General features: G+C 60.0%; 14 protein-coding genes and 1 pseudogene. 9 read left to right on the plus strand and 6 right to left on the minus strand.

What is annotated here, in order from left to right; translation table 11 throughout:
* Nucleotides 1-174: 174 nt before the first annotated feature.
* From dgcA to PMA3_RS28025, 3 genes are all read right to left on the minus strand, one after another.
* Nucleotides 175-2,235 (minus strand): dimethylglycine demethylation protein DgcA, encoded by a 2,061-nt coding sequence (gene dgcA, locus PMA3_RS28015; RefSeq protein WP_064680175.1) that lies wholly within the window; start codon nucleotides 2,233-2,235, stop codon nucleotides 175-177.
* 15 nt (nucleotides 2,236-2,250) lie between these two features.
* Nucleotides 2,251-2,781, minus strand: a complete 531-nt coding sequence (locus tag PMA3_RS28020) for a DUF5943 domain-containing protein (protein ID WP_008033249.1) — start codon at nucleotides 2,779-2,781, stop codon at nucleotides 2,251-2,253.
* A 78-nt stretch (nucleotides 2,782-2,859) separates the two neighbouring features.
* Entirely contained in the window at nucleotides 2,860-3,837 is a 978-nt protein-coding gene (locus PMA3_RS28025; protein ID WP_008033250.1) for a dipeptidase, read from the minus strand.
* 224 nt (nucleotides 3,838-4,061) lie between these two features.
* On the opposite strand from PMA3_RS28025, the gene PMA3_RS28030 reads away from it, so the two are divergent.
* Nucleotides 4,062-4,463 (plus strand): lysozyme inhibitor LprI family protein, encoded by a 402-nt coding sequence (locus tag PMA3_RS28030; RefSeq protein WP_064680176.1) that lies wholly within the window; start codon nucleotides 4,062-4,064, stop codon nucleotides 4,461-4,463.
* Between the two features lie 10 nt (nucleotides 4,464-4,473).
* Nucleotides 4,474-4,704 (plus strand): annotated as a pseudogene (locus tag PMA3_RS28035) (helix-turn-helix domain-containing protein); the annotation flags it as partial.
* 313 nt (nucleotides 4,705-5,017) lie between these two features.
* Here the strand turns inward: PMA3_RS28035 and PMA3_RS28040 are convergent.
* Nucleotides 5,018-5,989 (minus strand): tyrosinase family protein, encoded by a 972-nt coding sequence (locus tag PMA3_RS28040; RefSeq protein ID WP_064680178.1) that lies wholly within the window; start codon nucleotides 5,987-5,989, stop codon nucleotides 5,018-5,020.
* Nucleotides 5,990-6,214: 225 nt separating this feature from the next.
* Here PMA3_RS28040 and PMA3_RS28045 point away from each other — a divergent pair, with 225 nt between their 5' ends.
* On the plus strand, nucleotides 6,215-6,631 hold the full coding sequence (locus PMA3_RS28045; RefSeq protein ID WP_064680179.1) for a DUF3010 family protein: 417 nt from the start codon (nucleotides 6,215-6,217) through the stop codon (nucleotides 6,629-6,631).
* A gap of 137 nt (nucleotides 6,632-6,768) precedes the next feature.
* Here PMA3_RS28045 and PMA3_RS28050 read toward each other — a convergent pair whose 3' ends face one another.
* Nucleotides 6,769-7,728, minus strand: coding sequence for a GlxA family transcriptional regulator (locus PMA3_RS28050; protein ID WP_064680180.1), 960 nt, complete (start codon nucleotides 7,726-7,728; stop codon nucleotides 6,769-6,771).
* 207 nt (nucleotides 7,729-7,935) lie between these two features.
* On the opposite strand from PMA3_RS28050, the gene choX reads away from it, so the two are divergent.
* The 6 genes from choX to PMA3_RS28080 all read left to right on the plus strand — a co-directional run bounded on the left by choX (nucleotide 7,936) and on the right by PMA3_RS28080 (nucleotide 13,423).
* Entirely contained in the window at nucleotides 7,936-8,880 is a 945-nt protein-coding gene (gene choX / locus PMA3_RS28055) for a choline ABC transporter substrate-binding protein (protein ID WP_064680181.1), read from the plus strand.
* A 74-nt stretch (nucleotides 8,881-8,954) separates the two neighbouring features.
* Nucleotides 8,955-9,842 (plus strand): 3-dehydrocarnitine:acetyl-CoA trimethylamine transferase CdhC, encoded by an 888-nt coding sequence (gene cdhC, locus PMA3_RS28060; protein ID WP_064680182.1) that lies wholly within the window; start codon nucleotides 8,955-8,957, stop codon nucleotides 9,840-9,842.
* Between the two features lie 142 nt (nucleotides 9,843-9,984).
* The gene (locus PMA3_RS28065) at nucleotides 9,985-10,950 is read left to right on the plus strand and encodes an L-carnitine dehydrogenase (RefSeq protein ID WP_064680183.1); all 966 of its coding nucleotides are present in this window, start codon (nucleotides 9,985-9,987) and stop codon (nucleotides 10,948-10,950) included.
* A 127-nt stretch (nucleotides 10,951-11,077) separates the two neighbouring features.
* On the plus strand, nucleotides 11,078-11,554 hold the full coding sequence (locus tag PMA3_RS28070) for a thioesterase family protein (protein ID WP_064680184.1): 477 nt from the start codon (nucleotides 11,078-11,080) through the stop codon (nucleotides 11,552-11,554).
* Nucleotides 11,555-11,593: 39 nt separating this feature from the next.
* Nucleotides 11,594-12,757, plus strand: a complete 1,164-nt coding sequence (locus PMA3_RS28075; protein ID WP_064680185.1) for a gamma-butyrobetaine dioxygenase — start codon at nucleotides 11,594-11,596, stop codon at nucleotides 12,755-12,757.
* 402 nt (nucleotides 12,758-13,159) lie between these two features.
* Nucleotides 13,160-13,423 carry a hypothetical protein gene (locus PMA3_RS28080; protein ID WP_064680186.1) on the plus strand — a complete coding sequence of 88 codons (264 nt, stop codon included), beginning with the start codon at nucleotides 13,160-13,162 and terminating at the stop codon, nucleotides 13,421-13,423.
* 119 nt (nucleotides 13,424-13,542) lie between these two features.
* On the opposite strand, the gene gbdR is transcribed toward PMA3_RS28080, so the two are convergent.
* Nucleotides 13,543-14,646: a choline metabolism transcriptional regulator GbdR gene (gene gbdR, locus PMA3_RS28085; RefSeq protein WP_046029844.1), complete on the minus strand. Its 1,104-nt coding sequence runs from the start codon at nucleotides 14,644-14,646 to the stop codon at nucleotides 13,543-13,545.
* Nucleotides 14,647-14,908 lie beyond the last annotated feature (262 nt).

A 14,908-nucleotide genomic window follows, 5' to 3' on the forward strand; every position in this document is an offset into this window, starting at 1 on the left:
AGACCGCACGGTCTTGCAGGCCAAACTACCTGGATGCCTTGCCCGATGCCCTGTAGGAGCGAGGCTTGCCCGCGAAGGCGATGGATCAGCCGACATAAATGTTGAATGTCAGGACGCCTTCGCGGGCAAGTCGGAACGCCGCCCGCTCGTTCCTACAGGGTTATCCACAAGCTCTTAGAAATCCTTGCACAGCCGCAGTGCGTCATAGATGGCGGCGTGAATGTTCCGCTGCGCCACGCAGTCGCCAATGCGGAATAGCAAGTAGCCGTCGCCCGGTTGGCTCAACGAAGGTTGCGGCTTGATCGCAAACAAGGCTTCGACGTCGATCTGGCCCTTGTTGCGTGAACCTTCCTTCATCGCGTAGTAGATCTCTTCGTCCGGACGCACGCCGTTTTCCACGACCACCTGGTCCACCACCCGCTCCTCTTTGGCGCCGGTGTATTCGTTTTCCAGTACCGCGATCAGCTTGTCGCCTTCGCGGTAGACCTTCTCCAGCATCATGTCGCCGGTCATGATCACTTCTTTCGGGTACATGCTGCGGTAGTACGTCGGGAACGATGTGCCGCCAATCGCCACGCCGGGCTTGATGTCGTCGGTGACGATCTCGACCTGGCTGCCTTTGTCGGCCAGGAAGTCGGCCGCCGACATGCCGGTGAACTCGCAAATGGTGTCATAGACCAGCACGTTCTTGCCCGGCGCCACCTTGCCATCGAGGATGTCCCAGCTGCTGACCACCAGGCCTTCGGCCGCGCCCCAGTGCTCGTTCTGCTCCAGGTAGGAATGACCGCCAACGGCGAGCACCACCACGTCCGGACGCAGGTCGAGAATGGTCGGCGCATCGGCCGCCACGCCCAGGCGCAGGTCGACTTTCAACCTCGCCAGTTCCAGCTGGTACCAGCGCGTGATACCGGCGATCTGGTCCCGTTGCGGGGCTTTCGACGCGGTGGTGATCTGCCCGCCGATGAATTCCTTTTTCTCGAACAAGGTCACGTCGTGGCCTCGTTCGGCGGCCACACGAGCGGCTTCCATCCCCGCAGGGCCGGCACCGACCACCACGACTTTGCGTTTGACGCCCGTGGTTTTTTCGATGATGTGCGGCAGGCCCATGTACTCGCGGGATGTCGCGGCGTTCTGGATGCACAACACATCCAGGCCTTGGTATTGCCGGTCGATGCAGTAGTTGGCGCCGACGCATTGCTTGATCTGGTCGATCTGACCCATCTTGATCTTGGCGATCAGGTGCGGGTCGGCGATGTGGGCACGGGTCATGCCGACCATGTCGACGTAACCGCCCTCCAGGATACGGGTCGCCTGGTTCGGGTCCTTGATGTTCTGCGCGTGCAACACCGGCGCCTTGACCACTTCCTTGATACCGGCCGCCAGGTGCAGGAATGGCTCCGGTGGATAACTCATGTTCGGGATCACGTTGGCCAGGGTGTTGTGGGTGTCGCAACCCGACCCCACGACGCCGATGAAGTCCAGCATGCCGGTGTCGTCGTAATACTTGGCGATCTGTTTCATGTCCTCATGGGACAAGCCGTCCGGGTGGAATTCGTCACCGCACAGACGGATGCCGACGCAGAAATCCGGCCCGACTTCGGCGCGTACGGCCTTGAGCACTTCCAGGCCGAACCGCATGCGATTTTCGAAACTGCCGCCCCATTCATCGGTACGCTTGTTGACGCGCGGGCTCCAGAACTGGTCGATCATGTGCTGGTGCACAGCGGACAGTTCGACGCCATCCAGCCCCCCGGCCTTGGCCCGACGTGCGGCCTGCGCGTAGTTGCCGATCACCCGCCAGATTTCTTCCGGCTCGATGGTTTTGCAGGTGGCACGGTGCACCGGCTCGCGCACGCCCGACGGCGACATCAGCGTCGGCCAGTTAAAGCCGTCCCAACGCGAGCGACGGCCCATGTGGGTAATCTGGATCATGATCTTGGCGCCGTGCTTGTGCATGGCGTCGGCGAGATTCTGGAAGTGCGGAATGATGCGGTCGGTGGAGAGGTTCACCGAACTCCACCATTCCTGCGGGCTGTCGATCGCCACCACGGAGGAACCACCGCAAATCGCCAGGCCGATCCCGCCCTTGGCTTTCTCTTCGTAATACTTGATGTACCGGTCGGTGGTCATCCCGCCGTCGGTCGCGTAGACCTCGGCGTGCGCGGTGCTGAGCACGCGGTTGCGGATGGTCAGTTTGCCGATCTGGATCGGTTGGAACATTGCTTCGAAAGCCATGGCGGGATCCTCGACTTACAACGGCTTGACGGTGAACAAACCGTCGTCGTGGCCTTCTTCGGAGCCACCGTAGACTTGTTCGGCAACGGTGCGGATCTTGCTGCCGCGGGCTTGCAGAATCTGGTCCATGGCACCGGCAAACCAGCCAGTGAACATGTAGTCGACCTTGCGCCCGACCTTGCCGTACACATAGACAAATGCGGAGTGCTCGAGCTTGACGCTGGCGGTGCCTTTGTCGAGATCGATGTCCTGGATCTTGAACAGGCCCCAGCCACGTTGCGACAGGCGCTTCATGTAGTGTTCGAACACCGCGACGCCTTCCAGGCCGTGGCACTCGGCTTCTTTTTCACACCAGTGCCAGGCGGACTTGTAGCCGGCCTTGTAGAGGATCTCGGCGTAGGCGTCGGCGCCCAGCACTTCCTCGATGCCCATGTGGTTGTTGACGAAGAAATGGCGCGGTACGTACAGCATCGGCAGGGCGTCGGAAGTCCAGACACCGGTCTCGCTGTCGACTTCGATAGGTAATTGCGGGGCGATCTTGGCCATGGAAACTTAACTCCAGAAAAATTTTGGTGTTGCCTGCGGCGCGGATGGCCGCAGGAAAGGATTCAGAAGTGCGGCGGCTTATTCGCCCCAGACATCTTTCAAGACGTTGACCCAGTTCTCGCCCATGATCTTGCGCACCACGCGCTCGGAATGGCCGCGCTTGAGCAGGGTTTCGGTCAGGTTCGGGAACTCGCCGACGGTGCGGATGCCCAGCGGGTTGATGATCTTGCCGAAACTGGTCAGGCGACGGGCGTAGCCCTTGTCGTGGGTCAGGTATTCGAAGAAATCCTGGCCGTGGCCCTGGGTGAAGTCGGTGCCGATGCCGATGGCGTCTTCGCCAACGATGTTCATGGTGTATTCGATGGCTTCGGCGTAGTCGTCGATGGTCGAATCGATGCCCTTGGCCAGGAACGGTGCGAACATGGTCACGCCGACGAAACCGCCGTGGTCGGCAATGAACTTCAGCTCTTCATCGGACTTGTTGCGCGGGTGGATTTTCAGGCCCGACGGCAGGCAATGGGAGTAACAGACCGGCTTCTTCGATTCGAGGATGACTTCCTCGGAAGTCTTGGAGCCGACGTGGGACAGGTCGCACATCACGCCGACGCGGTTCATCTCGGCGACGATTTCGCGACCGAAGCCCGACAGGCCGCCGTCGCGTTCGTAGCAACCGGTACCAACCAGGTTCTGGGTGTTGTAGCACATCTGCACAATACCGACGCCCAGCTGCTTGAACACCTCGACGTAGCCGATCTGGTCTTCAAAGGCGTGGGCATTCTGGAAACCGAAGAGGATGCCGGTCTTGCCCTGCTCCTTGGCCTTGCGGATGTCGGCGGTAGTGCGCACCGGAATCACCAGGTCGCTGTTCTCGCGGATCAGTTTCTGGCTGGCGGCGATGTTGTTGACGGTGGCCTGGAAGCCCTCCCACACCGACACGGTGCAGTTGGCCGCGGTCAGACCGCCCTTGCGCATGTCTTCAAACAACTCGCGGTTCCACTTGGCAATAATCAGCCCGTCGATAACGATGCTGTCGGCGTGCAATTCGGCTGGGCTCATCAGGCTGTCCCCTATTAGCGATTCATGCGCCGAATCGTGTGCCGGCGCTTTGGGGCCAGCATATGCCTCGGTGCACTGGCAGCCGGGTGCAAAAACGACAGGGGAATTGCCGAAAGCGTCAATCCGCGACAAAGGGTCGTCAGCCGGCCGGATAAGCGACCTGTTCAAGCCCGTCCGCATACGCGAGAATCCATCGCATCACTGGATTTAGGGGCGGCGACGCGATGAAATCGATCTTTCTGGCTTTGGCATTGATAGCGACCGGCGCGCAGGCGGCTGAAGAGGCCGACGACAACCCCTGCGACGCCGTCGAAAACGAAATCCAGACCCTGGAATGCTCGGCCTACAGCAGAACCACGGCGGAAGACCTGCTGAGTGAAAACTACAAAAGCCTGACCGAGCGGCTGCAGATGCTCTATGGCAAGACCCCGGCGCAACTGACCGACGTCACCGCCAAGCTCAAGGCGGCCCAGCAACAGTGGCTGAAGACCCGGGACGCGGATTGCACCGTGGAGGCGTTCCCGGCGACCAGCGGCAGCAAGGCGTTCACCATTGCGCAGAACGATTGCGTGGCGCGGATGAGTGATGAGCGGTCGGAGTTTTTGGAGTCGATCGGGCAGGAGTAAGGACATAAGCATGGAGAATAATTTGATCCCACACGAAGTAGTCAGCCTTATCGTCGACGGTGCAACGCCTATTCGCGCCTGGCGCGAACACCTCAGCCTCACACAGGACGAAGTGGCCAAGCGCATGGGCATTTCCCAGCCGGCCTTCGCTCAGCAGGAAACCGTCGCCAAGCCTCGCAAGGCGACCCGTGAGAAAATTGCCGCGGCGTTTGGCATCACCGCCAACCAGTTAGAGCTGTAACCTGCACGCCAGCATGGCGACGTTGAACAAGTATCAGCATGAGGCTTACAAAACCGCGTGTTCGGTACTGATGAAGAAGTAACGGGTAGGAGCGAGGCTTGCCCGCGAAGACGGAGTACCAGTCGACAATGATTTCGAATGTGCCTTCCTCTTCCCGGGCAAGCCTCAAAAATAGTACCAACGCCAGCTACAGCTGTAAGAGATAGAGCAACACGATCAGGGCCTTCGGCGATTCCCACGTCGACACATTCTCCTGAGTTGTCGCTGGCTGTGGCCGCTTGCCCCTCTCATCGATTAATTGATTTGACCCGTGTCATGCCAAGCAGGGCAATTGATTGACCCGCTGTGGTACCACCAGCGAATCTGCTGCCTGCTCGTACTCGTAATCCAACGCGTCAATGTCCATGACTTCGCTGATCTTCAGCGTCCAGGGTTTGAGCACGTCATGGTAATTGTGGCCTTCAGGGCCGTTTTGCAGTGGCGCGTAATGCGGTGCCCATTGACCATTGTCTCGCACCATTCGCGCTTGCCAGTCGGCCCAGACTTTGTCGACGAAACAATGATGAAGAAAGAATACCGGGTCATCTGGAGAAGTCATCGGCAACATGTTGCCCCCCACCCAAAGATGAACCCGATTATGTAACTGGGAACTCGAAGTTGTGACCTGAGGGTCGCCTCGTTGGGTGATCCAGCCCTCCAGGCGGTTTCTGAAACCGCGCACGCAATGACTGGAGTCATACGGCGGCGTGTCGTAAAGACTTTCGCGCATTGCCATCTGCAGATCTTCAGGGGTTGGCAAAGAATTCACCACCAGACTGAACTGTCGCTTCAATCCAGGCCCTGGCAGGCCATCATCAGGATATGACGGGACGGGCCACTCCCCGTTCTTGTAGGCAAAAGGCCCGCTCGCCACCCGCCATTCGTCGCTCTCCACACCATTACCGCCCATGAAGTCGTCTTTCCACACCGGAGAGTTCAGCGGATCGGCGAAATCCTGTGTCCAGTCCCAATAGGGAATAGTGATCGAAGAGTCGATGGCCTGAAGGTCCGCTTCGAACTGAAGCAAGAAGGCTCGATGCCAGGGCAGGAAAGAGGGCCCCCGGTGGGCACCGTTTCTGTAATTGGGGTCATTCGGCTCATGGGGCAGAACGGTGGGCACCATGACGTGATGATGCTGATGCACGTACCGATCGTATTGCCCTGAGGCCTTGAGCTGAAGACAAGCAGCGACAAATTTCTGTTTTTCAACACTGCTCAACGAGCGAATATTTTTCCGAAGTTTCATCTGACTTGATCCTTAAGTGATTACCAGAACTGATGTCCCTGAAATGGGCCTGGCACCGGTAAAAATAAGGGCGGCATCGATAGGCAGGTACTCTCAGAAATGATAGGTCAACGCGATTTGCCGACCAACGGTCGAGCTTTCGCTGGTGACACGCCTCGGGATGACTTCATGCCTCGACTACGTCAACATCAAGGCTTTGCGGTTCGCTCATAGGGACATCAGTTCATGAATATCTGCGGTATCGAAATCAAAGGCAGCGAAGCGATCATCGCCGTGGCCTCCCTCGACGATCAGGTGCTCAGCCATGTTGCGCTGAGCACCAAAAAGATCGCCCTCGACGATGACGACGAGGCCGCGAACGTCAAAGTGTTTGCCGCTCAGGTCGCGTCGTTTGTGCGTGAGCATTCCATCGATCGGATCGCAATCAAGAAACGCAGCAAGAAAGGCGAATTTGCCGGTGGACCGACCACGTTCAAGATCGAAGGGATTTTCCAGTTGCTGGAGAATTGCGAAGTAACGCTGCTGTCGCCGCAGACGATCAATGCGCAGAACAAGAAGTTTGATTTTGCGCTGCCGGCGACGCTGAACAAGTATCAGCATGAGGCGTTTAAAGCGGCGTGTTCGGCATTGATGAAAAAGTAAGACTGCAACAGATCAAAACTGTGGGAGCGAGCTTGCTCGCGATAGCGGTGTATCAGACACCTGGATGCTGACTGTTACGACGCCATCGCGAGCAAGCTCGCTCCCACAGGGTTTTCTGGTGCTGTCGAAATCTTCGCTTAGACAAGTTCCCGGCCATCGCCCAACCGACGCCGGTCCTCCCGCGGACACCGCGCAAACCGCGCCCGATAACTGCGGGCGAAATACGACGGCGATTCAAACCCGCAGGCAATACTCACCTCCAGCACGCTCATATCCGTCTGACGCAACAATTGCCGGGCCTTTTCCAGCCGCAAGCGCAGATAGAAATTGCTCGGCGTGTCGTTCAGGTGCAGCCGAAACAAACGCTCCAGCTGCCGGCGCGTCACCTTGATCGATTCCGCCAGTTCCAGCGTGCTCAACGGCGGTTCGCTGTGCTGTTCCATTTCGCCAATAACGTGAACGAGTTTCTTATTGCTGATGCCATAGCGCGTGGCGACTTCCATGCGCTGGTGGTCTTTGCGTGGGCGGATGCGCCCGAGTACGAATTGTTCGCTGACCTGGATCGCCAGTGCCGGGCCGTGGGCCTGGGCGATGAGATCGAGCATCAGGTCGATGGAGGCAGTGCCGCCCGCTGACGTGATGCGCCGGCGATCGATCTCGAACAGCTCTTGGGTAACGCTGAGCTGTGGGTAAGACTCCTTGAACGCGTCGATGGCTTCCCAGTGCAAGGTCAGGCGATGGCCGTCGAGGAGGCCGGCTTCGGCGAGGACGAAGCTGCCGGTGTCGATGGCGCCGAGGGTCACGCCTTCGTTGTCCAGGCGGCGCAACCAGTGCTCCAGGGCCGGGGTGGCGAACTTCAGCGGTTCGAAACCGGCGACCACCAATAGGGTTGCACCTTTTTTCAGCGGTTCCAGCGCAGCGTCGGCGTTGACCGACATGCCATTGCTGGCCAATACCGCGCCCCCGTCGGCACTCAGCACATGCCAGCGGTATAGCTCGCCGCGAAAGCGATTGGCGACCCGCAGCGGCTCGATGGCCGAGATGAACCCGATGGCCGAGAAACCCGGCATCAACAAGAAGTAGAAATCCTGGGACATGTAGCGCACTCGACTGGCAGGTAACGAGAGGCGGGAAGCGTGTGGACGTTGATACGCCAGTTGCACGCGGCATTCAAGAGCACAGGTCGCTGCAGTGCAAGAGCTGGTCGCCGCAGTGCGCTTTCACGGGGTCTATGCTGCGTAACTTGTCATCACCGGCGCATGAAGACGCCGGAACCCACAATAACGTCTGCCGAGGAACCCGACATGAAACGACTGATCAGCAGCTGTGTTCTTGCACTCAGCGGTACCGCCTTATTGAGCGCCAGTGTCATGGCGGCCGAACCTGCGTCATGCCAGAACGTACGCATGGGCGTCGTGAACTGGACCGACGTAATCGCTACAAGTGCCATGACCCAAGTCCTGCTCGACGGCCTCGGCTACAACACCAAACAAACCAGCGCATCCCAGCAAATCATCTTCGCCGGGATCCGCGACCAGCGCCTGGACCTGTTCCTGGGCTACTGGAACCCGTTGATGACCCAGACCATCACGCCGTTCGTCCAGGCCAATCAAGTCAAGGTGCTGGAAGCGCCCAGCCTGAAAGATGCCCGCGCCACCCTCGCCGTTCCGACTTACCTCGCCGACAAGGGCCTGAAAACCTTTGCCGACATCGCCAAATTCCAGAAAGAACTGGGCGGCAAGATCTACGGCATCGAGCCTGGCTCGGGCGCCAACACCCAGATCAAGGCGATGATCGCCAAGAATCAGTTTGGCCTGGGCAAGTTCCAGCTGGTCGAGTCCAGTGAGGCCGGCATGCTCGCCGCAGTGGATCGCGCCGTGCGGCGCAAGGAAGCGGTGGTGTTCTTCGGCTGGGCGCCGCACCCGATGAACGTCAACGTGCAGATGACTTACCTCACGGGCAGCGAAGACGCCCTGGGCCCGAACGAAGGCATGGCCACGGTCTGGACCGTCACCTCGCCCAACTACGCGCAGCAGTGCCCGAACATCGGCCGCTTGCTGAGCAACCTGACCTACACCGCCGAAGACGAGAGCCGGATGATGCAGCCGCTGCTGGAGCACAAGGACGCTTTCGAATCGGCCAAACAATGGTTGAAGGATCACCCGCAAGACAAGCAACGCTGGCTTGAAGGTGTGACCACCTTCGATGGCAAACCGGCGGCTGACAACCTGAAATTGACCACCCAATAAACCCGATTGAACCACCGATTCGCAGCCCGACCGGGCTGCGAACGGAATCATCACGCCTGCAAGGAACCCGTCTCATGAACCACGACGTCATCATCACCTGCGCACTCACCGGTGCTGGCGACACGACCGCCAGAAGCCCGCACGTGCCGGTCACCCCGAAACAAATCGCCGCAGCCGCCGTGGAAGCCGCCAAGGCCGGTGCCACCGTGGTTCACTGCCACGTTCGCGACCCGCAAACAGGCAAATTCAGCCGTGACGTCGCGCTGTACCGCGAAGTGATGGAGCGCATCCGCGAGGCGGACGTCGACATCATCGTCAACCTCACCGCCGGCATGGGCGGCGACCTGGAAATCGGCGCGGGCGAGAACCCGATGGAGTTCGGCCCCAATACCGACCTGGTCGGCCCGCTGACCCGCCTGGCCCACGTCGAAGAACTGCTGCCGGAAATCTGCACCCTCGATTGCGGCACCCTGAACTTCGGCGACGGCGACACCATCTACGTGTCCACCCCGGCGCAACTGCGTGCCGGCGCCAAACGCATTCAAGAGCTGGGCGTGAAAGCCGAGCTGGAAATCTTCGACACCGGTCACCTGTGGTTTGCCAAGCAGATGATCAAGGAAGGCCTGCTGGACAACCCGCTGTTCCAGCTCTGCCTGGGCATCCCGTGGGGCGCGCCGGCGGACACCACCACCATGAAAGCCATGGTCGACAACCTGCCAGCCGACGCGGTCTGGGCCGGCTTCGGCATCGGTCGCATGCAGATGCCGATGGCGGCACAAGCGGTGCTGCTGGGCGGCAACGTACGGGTCGGCCTGGAAGACAACCTGTGGCTGGACAAGGGCGTGCTGGCGACCAACGGCCAACTGGTCGAACGCGCCTCGGAAATCCTCAGCCGCCTCGGCGCCCGGGTGCTGACCCCGGCGGAAGGCCGGACAAAAATGGGCCTGACCAAGCGCGGCTAAACCCACACAAAAAACCTCTGTAGGAGCGAGGCTTGCCCGCGAAGAGACCGGTACATCCGCCACATACTCCGCGGCTGGACCACCGTCTTCGCGAGCAAGCTTCGCCCCTACAGGGCATCACCAAATTCTTCAGGACGTTGCCATGACCTTTATTACCGAAATCAAAACCTTCGCCGCCCTGGGCAGCGGCGTGATCGGCAGCGGCTGGGTCTCCCGCGCCCTCGCCCACGGCCTCGACGTCGTGGCCTGGGACCCGGCGCCCGGCGCCGAAGCCGCCCTGCGCAAACGCGTCGCCAATGCCTGGGGCGCACTGGAAAAACAAGGCCTGGCACCCGGCGCATCACAGGATCGGTTGCGCTTTGTCGCCACCATTGAAGAATGCGTTCGCGACGCGGATTTCATTCAGGAAAGCGCCCCTGAGCGTCTGGACTTGAAACTGGAACTGCACAGCAAAATCAGTGCGGCGGCCAAACCGGATGCCCTGATCGGCTCCAGTACCTCCGGGCTGTTGCCGAGTGAGTTTTACGAAAGTTCGACCCACCCGGAACGCTGCGTCGTCGGGCACCCGTTCAACCCGGTTTATCTGCTGCCGTTGGTCGAAGTGGTAGGTGGCAAAAACACTGCACCAGAAGCCGTGCAGGCAGCGATGAAAGTTTACGAATCCTTAGGCATGCGTCCGCTGCATGTACGCAAGGAAGTGCCAGGCTTTATCGCCGACCGCCTGCTCGAAGCGCTGTGGCGTGAAGCGCTGCACCTGGTCAACGATGGCGTGGCGACCACCGGTGAAATCGACGATGCCATTCGTTTTGGCGCCGGTCTGCGCTGGTCGTTCATGGGGACTTTCCTGACTTACACCCTGGCTGGAGGCGACGCGGGCATGCGCCACTTCATGGCGCAGTTCGGGCCGGCATTGCAGTTGCCGTGGACCTATTTGCCGGCGCCGGAACTGACAGACAAGTTGATCGATGATGTGGTGGATGGCACCAGTGATCAGCTGGGAACGCACAGCATTTCGGCGCTGGAGCGCTATCGTGATGATTGCCTGCTGGCGGTGCTTGAGGCGGTGAAAACCACCAAAGAGAAGCATGGGATGGCGTTCGCCGAATAATTATCCAGCAGGACCGACCCTTTCGCGGGCAAGCCTCGCTCCTACAAGGATTACGCGCATTCCTGTAGGAGCGAGGCTTGCCCGCGAAAGCGGCAGTCCAGTCAACACACATCTTGGATCACTCACCATGCCCACCCTCACCACCTACCAAACCACAATCATCCCCGACTGGGTCGACTACAACGGCCACCTGCGCGATGCCTTCTACCTGCTGATCTTCAGCTACGCCACCGACGCACTGATGGATCGGCTGGGTATGGACAGCAACAACCGCGAAGCCAGCGGCAACTCGCTGTTCACCCTCGAACTCCACCTCAACTACCTGCACGAAGTGAAGCTCGATGCCGAAGTCGAAGTGCACACGCAAATCATCGGCCACGACAGCAAACGCCTGCACCTCTACCACAGCCTGCACCTGGTGGGCGATGACAAGGAACTGGCAGGCAATGAACAAATGCTGCTGCACGTCGACCTCGCCGGGCCGCGATCCGCGCCCTTCAGTGAAGAGACCTTGAGCAAGCTGCAAGCCATGGTCGCCGAGCAAGCCGACTTGCCCGCCCCCGCCTGCATTGGCCGCGTGATCGCGCTGCCACCGGCAAAATAGCCACCACCGAACAATCACCCTCGAACAAGGAGATCGCCATTGAACACCGCCGCCGCTTTTGCCGACTTCCGCACTTACCCGTTGATCAGCGCGCTGGCTGGCGTGCAAGCCCTGACGGATCGCGTTCTGGTGAAATGGGCCGACGACCGTGTCAGTCCGTTTCACCACCAATGGCTGCGGGACAACTGCCCGTGCCCACTGTGCGTCTACACGGTGACTCGCGAGCAGGTGCTGGAAATCGTCGATGTCGAAGAAAATCTCCTGCCCGCAGAGACAAGCGTCGACGCTGAAGGCTGCCTCTGCGTCGCATGGCAGGACGGCCACCGCAGCCGCTTCGATCCGGGCTGGCTACGGGCCCACGCTTATGACGATGAGTCCCGTGCCGAACGCCGCGCCGGCAAACCGCAAGCCAGGCTCTGGAACAGTGATCTACAGTTGCCGGTGTTCGACTACGCGGCGCTGATGAACGATAACGACGCGCTGTTGCAGTGGCTGTTGGCGGTGCGCGACATCGGCCTGACCCAGGTCCGTGGCGTGCCCACCGAGCCCGGCTCGCTGAAGCTGATCGCCCAGCGGATTTCCTTCATCCGCGAGAGTAATTTCGGTGTGCTGTTCAACGTGCAATCCAAGGCCGATGCCGACAGCAACGCCTACACCGCCTTCAACCTGCCGCTGCACAGCGACCTGCCGACCCGGGAGTTGCAACCAGGGCTGCAATTCCTGCATTGCCTGGTCAATGACGCCGAGGGTGGCGAGAGTATTTTCGTCGACGGTTTTGCCATCGCCGACGCCTTGCGCCAGGAAGATCCCGAAGCGTTCCAGGCCTTGTGTGAAATCCCCGTGGAGTTTCGCAATAAGGACCGTCATAGCGACTACCGCCGCCTCGCGCCGATCATCGCTTTGGACGCTTCGGGACAGGTGTCGGAAATCCGCATGGCGAACTTCCTGCGCGGCCCGTTCGATGCGGCGGTGGAGCAGATGCCGAAGCTGTATCGCGCTTATCGCCGGTTCATCGCCATGACTCGGGAGCCTCGATTCAGGCTGATGCAAAGGCTCAATCCCGGGGAACTGTGGTGTTTCGACAACCGTCGTACGCTCCATGCGCGCAATGCTTTCGACCCGGCCACTGGCGCGCGGCATTTCCAGGGTTGCTATGTTGACCGGGATGAATTGCTGTCGCGGATCCTCGTTTTACAACGTTAGACCGCGTCATATTCTTCGCGGGCAAGTCGGATCGCCGCACCGCTCGCTCCTACAGGAGATCGCATACCTCTGTAGGAGCGAGCGGTGCGGCGATCCGACTTGCCCGCGAAAGCGTCAGCCCAGACACCACCTGCATTCCTGATTCACAGGCAAAAAAAACCCCGATCAAGCCGTGACAGGATCGGGGCAGAGGTGGGTAACTGTTGAGGAGCCGTTGCGCGAGGGTGACCAAACCTTCGTGAAGCCAGCTGAATCCAGTGTGCCCCGTCCTCTCTTTAGAAAGTTAGCCGAAAACGACATGTTCATAGCCATTGCGGTCATTGCGACAAATTGCCCTTGCCGCCACCCCGGGGCCCTACCAGAATCGAGCCAAGACAACGTTCCCTGAAGAAGGATTGCGTCATGATGCACGCTGATTTGATTGACCAGGAAGACCTGTTGGGCCAGCTGAAGGCGTTGGGATTTGCAGTGCCCCCTGGCGCTACCGCCGAGCAGGCCTGCGAATGCGCGGTACGGGGTTTGAACAACGAACGGGCAACGGAACTGCGGACCATGGTCAAGCAGATGTACACCAGCAGCGCGACCATCCTGCCGGCCGTGCGCCAGGCTATCGACAAGCAATTGCTGCCGGCACTGGCGGAGTATCAGCAAAGCCGTAGTGTCTGACAGGACGCCTTCGCGGGCAAGCCCGCTCCCACAGTTGACCGCATTCCCCTAAGCGAACTCGGTCAATGTGGGAGCGGGCTTGCTCCGGGCGGCGTTCCGACGAATGCAGGCGCCCCGGTCTAGAGCCTTACGCTAGCAAAAGTCGACTCATTACGCGCCTGACTCAACGCCGACAACGGCCCGGACAACGGCGACAGCACCAGTGCCTGTGGCAGCGGCATCATCGCCACTTGCTGCGTGGTGTTGGAACCGACGCGTTCGTCGCGTGGCGGAATGCCGAAGTATTCGCGGTAGCACTTGGAGAAGTGCGGCGTAGACACAAACCCACACACCGATGCCACTTCGATGATCGACATCGGCGTTTGCTTGAGCAACTGCCGGGCGCGGATCAAGCGCAGTTTCAGGTAGTAGCGCGACGGCGAGCAGTGCAGGTATTTCTGGAACAACCGCTCCAGCTGACGACGGGACACGGCGACGTACACCGCCAGTTCGTCGAGATCGATCGGCTCCTCCAGGTTGGCTTCCATCAGCGCGACGATTTCCTGCAGCTTCGGCTGGTTGGTGCCGAGCATGTGCTTGAGCGGTACACGCTGGTGATCCTGCTCGTTGCGGATGCGCTCGTAGACGAACATTTCCGAGATCGCGGCCGACAGTTCACGTCCGTGATCGCGGCTGATCAGGTGCAGCATCATGTCCAGCGGTGCGGTGCCGCCGGAACTGGTGAAACGGTTACGGTCCAGGGTGAACAGGCGCGTACTCATGGCGACACGCGGGAAGGCTTCCTGCATCGAGGCCAGGCATTCCCAGTGCACGCTGCAGTCGAAGCCGTCCAGCAGGCCGGCGCAAGCCAGGGCCCAGCTGCCGGTGCACACCGCGCCGAGACGGCGGGACTGACGGGCCTGGCTTTGCAGCCACGACACGTGTTCACGGGTAACGGTACGCTGGATGCCGATACCGCCGCAGACAATGATGGTGTCCAGGGCGGGCGCTTTGTGCATGGAGCAGTCGGGGGTGATCTGCAGACCGTCACTGGCCCAGACCTGACCGCCATCGACGGTGATCGTGGTCCAGCGATACAGTTCGCGACCGGACAATTGGTTGGCCATGCGCAGGGGTTCTACTGCGGACGCCAGAGAAATAAGCGTGAAATTGTCCAGCAGCAGAAAGCCGATGGATTGAGGCGCACGGTTCTGGGGTTGGGCCCCGGAGTTGAACGTCGTCATCGCGGTATCTCCTCACACAAAGCGGGTGATGGCCTCAGGCGGAGGCTCTTGTTATGGCCATCGTTCTCTCGTGGGAGACGGGCTTTGTAATGACAGAGCAATTGCCATGCCTAAAATTGAATGCGTGTTCAATAACTCCTGAAAACGACGTCGCGATGTGTCTGGATATGACGCAAATAGAGTGTGGAATTTATGTGCCATCAATGGCAGCAAGCGCGCTGTCCCGTTACCTGTGAGCAAATCGGTAGCACTTGTGGGAACA

The sequence above is a fragment of the Pseudomonas silesiensis genome (assembly GCF_001661075.1).
Classification (GTDB): Bacteria; Pseudomonadota; Gammaproteobacteria; order Pseudomonadales; family Pseudomonadaceae; genus Aquipseudomonas; species Aquipseudomonas silesiensis.

Excerpts from the sequence above, each read along its gene's own strand:
- choX (WP_064680181.1), top strand. The coding sequence starts at position 7,936 with ATGAAACGACTGATCAGCAGCTGTGTTCTTGCACTCAGCGGTACCGCC.
- gbdR (WP_046029844.1), bottom strand. The coding sequence starts at position 14,646 with ATGACGACGTTCAACTCCGGGGCCCAACCCCAGAACCGTGCGCCTCAA.
- PMA3_RS28025 (WP_008033250.1), bottom strand. The coding sequence starts at position 3,837 with ATGAGCCCAGCCGAATTGCACGCCGACAGCATCGTTATCGACGGGCTG.
- PMA3_RS28030 (WP_064680176.1), top strand. The coding sequence starts at position 4,062 with ATGAAATCGATCTTTCTGGCTTTGGCATTGATAGCGACCGGCGCGCAG.
- PMA3_RS28080 (WP_064680186.1), top strand. The coding sequence starts at position 13,160 with ATGATGCACGCTGATTTGATTGACCAGGAAGACCTGTTGGGCCAGCTG.
- PMA3_RS28045 (WP_064680179.1), top strand. The coding sequence starts at position 6,215 with ATGAATATCTGCGGTATCGAAATCAAAGGCAGCGAAGCGATCATCGCC.
- PMA3_RS28070 (WP_064680184.1), top strand. The coding sequence starts at position 11,078 with ATGCCCACCCTCACCACCTACCAAACCACAATCATCCCCGACTGGGTC.
- dgcA (WP_064680175.1), bottom strand. The coding sequence starts at position 2,235 with ATGGCTTTCGAAGCAATGTTCCAACCGATCCAGATCGGCAAACTGACC.
- PMA3_RS28040 (WP_064680178.1), bottom strand. The coding sequence starts at position 5,989 with ATGAAACTTCGGAAAAATATTCGCTCGTTGAGCAGTGTTGAAAAACAG.
- PMA3_RS28020 (WP_008033249.1), bottom strand. The coding sequence starts at position 2,781 with ATGGCCAAGATCGCCCCGCAATTACCTATCGAAGTCGACAGCGAGACC.
- cdhC (WP_064680182.1), top strand. The coding sequence starts at position 8,955 with ATGAACCACGACGTCATCATCACCTGCGCACTCACCGGTGCTGGCGAC.
- PMA3_RS28065 (WP_064680183.1), top strand. The coding sequence starts at position 9,985 with ATGACCTTTATTACCGAAATCAAAACCTTCGCCGCCCTGGGCAGCGGC.
- PMA3_RS28050 (WP_064680180.1), bottom strand. The coding sequence starts at position 7,728 with ATGTCCCAGGATTTCTACTTCTTGTTGATGCCGGGTTTCTCGGCCATC.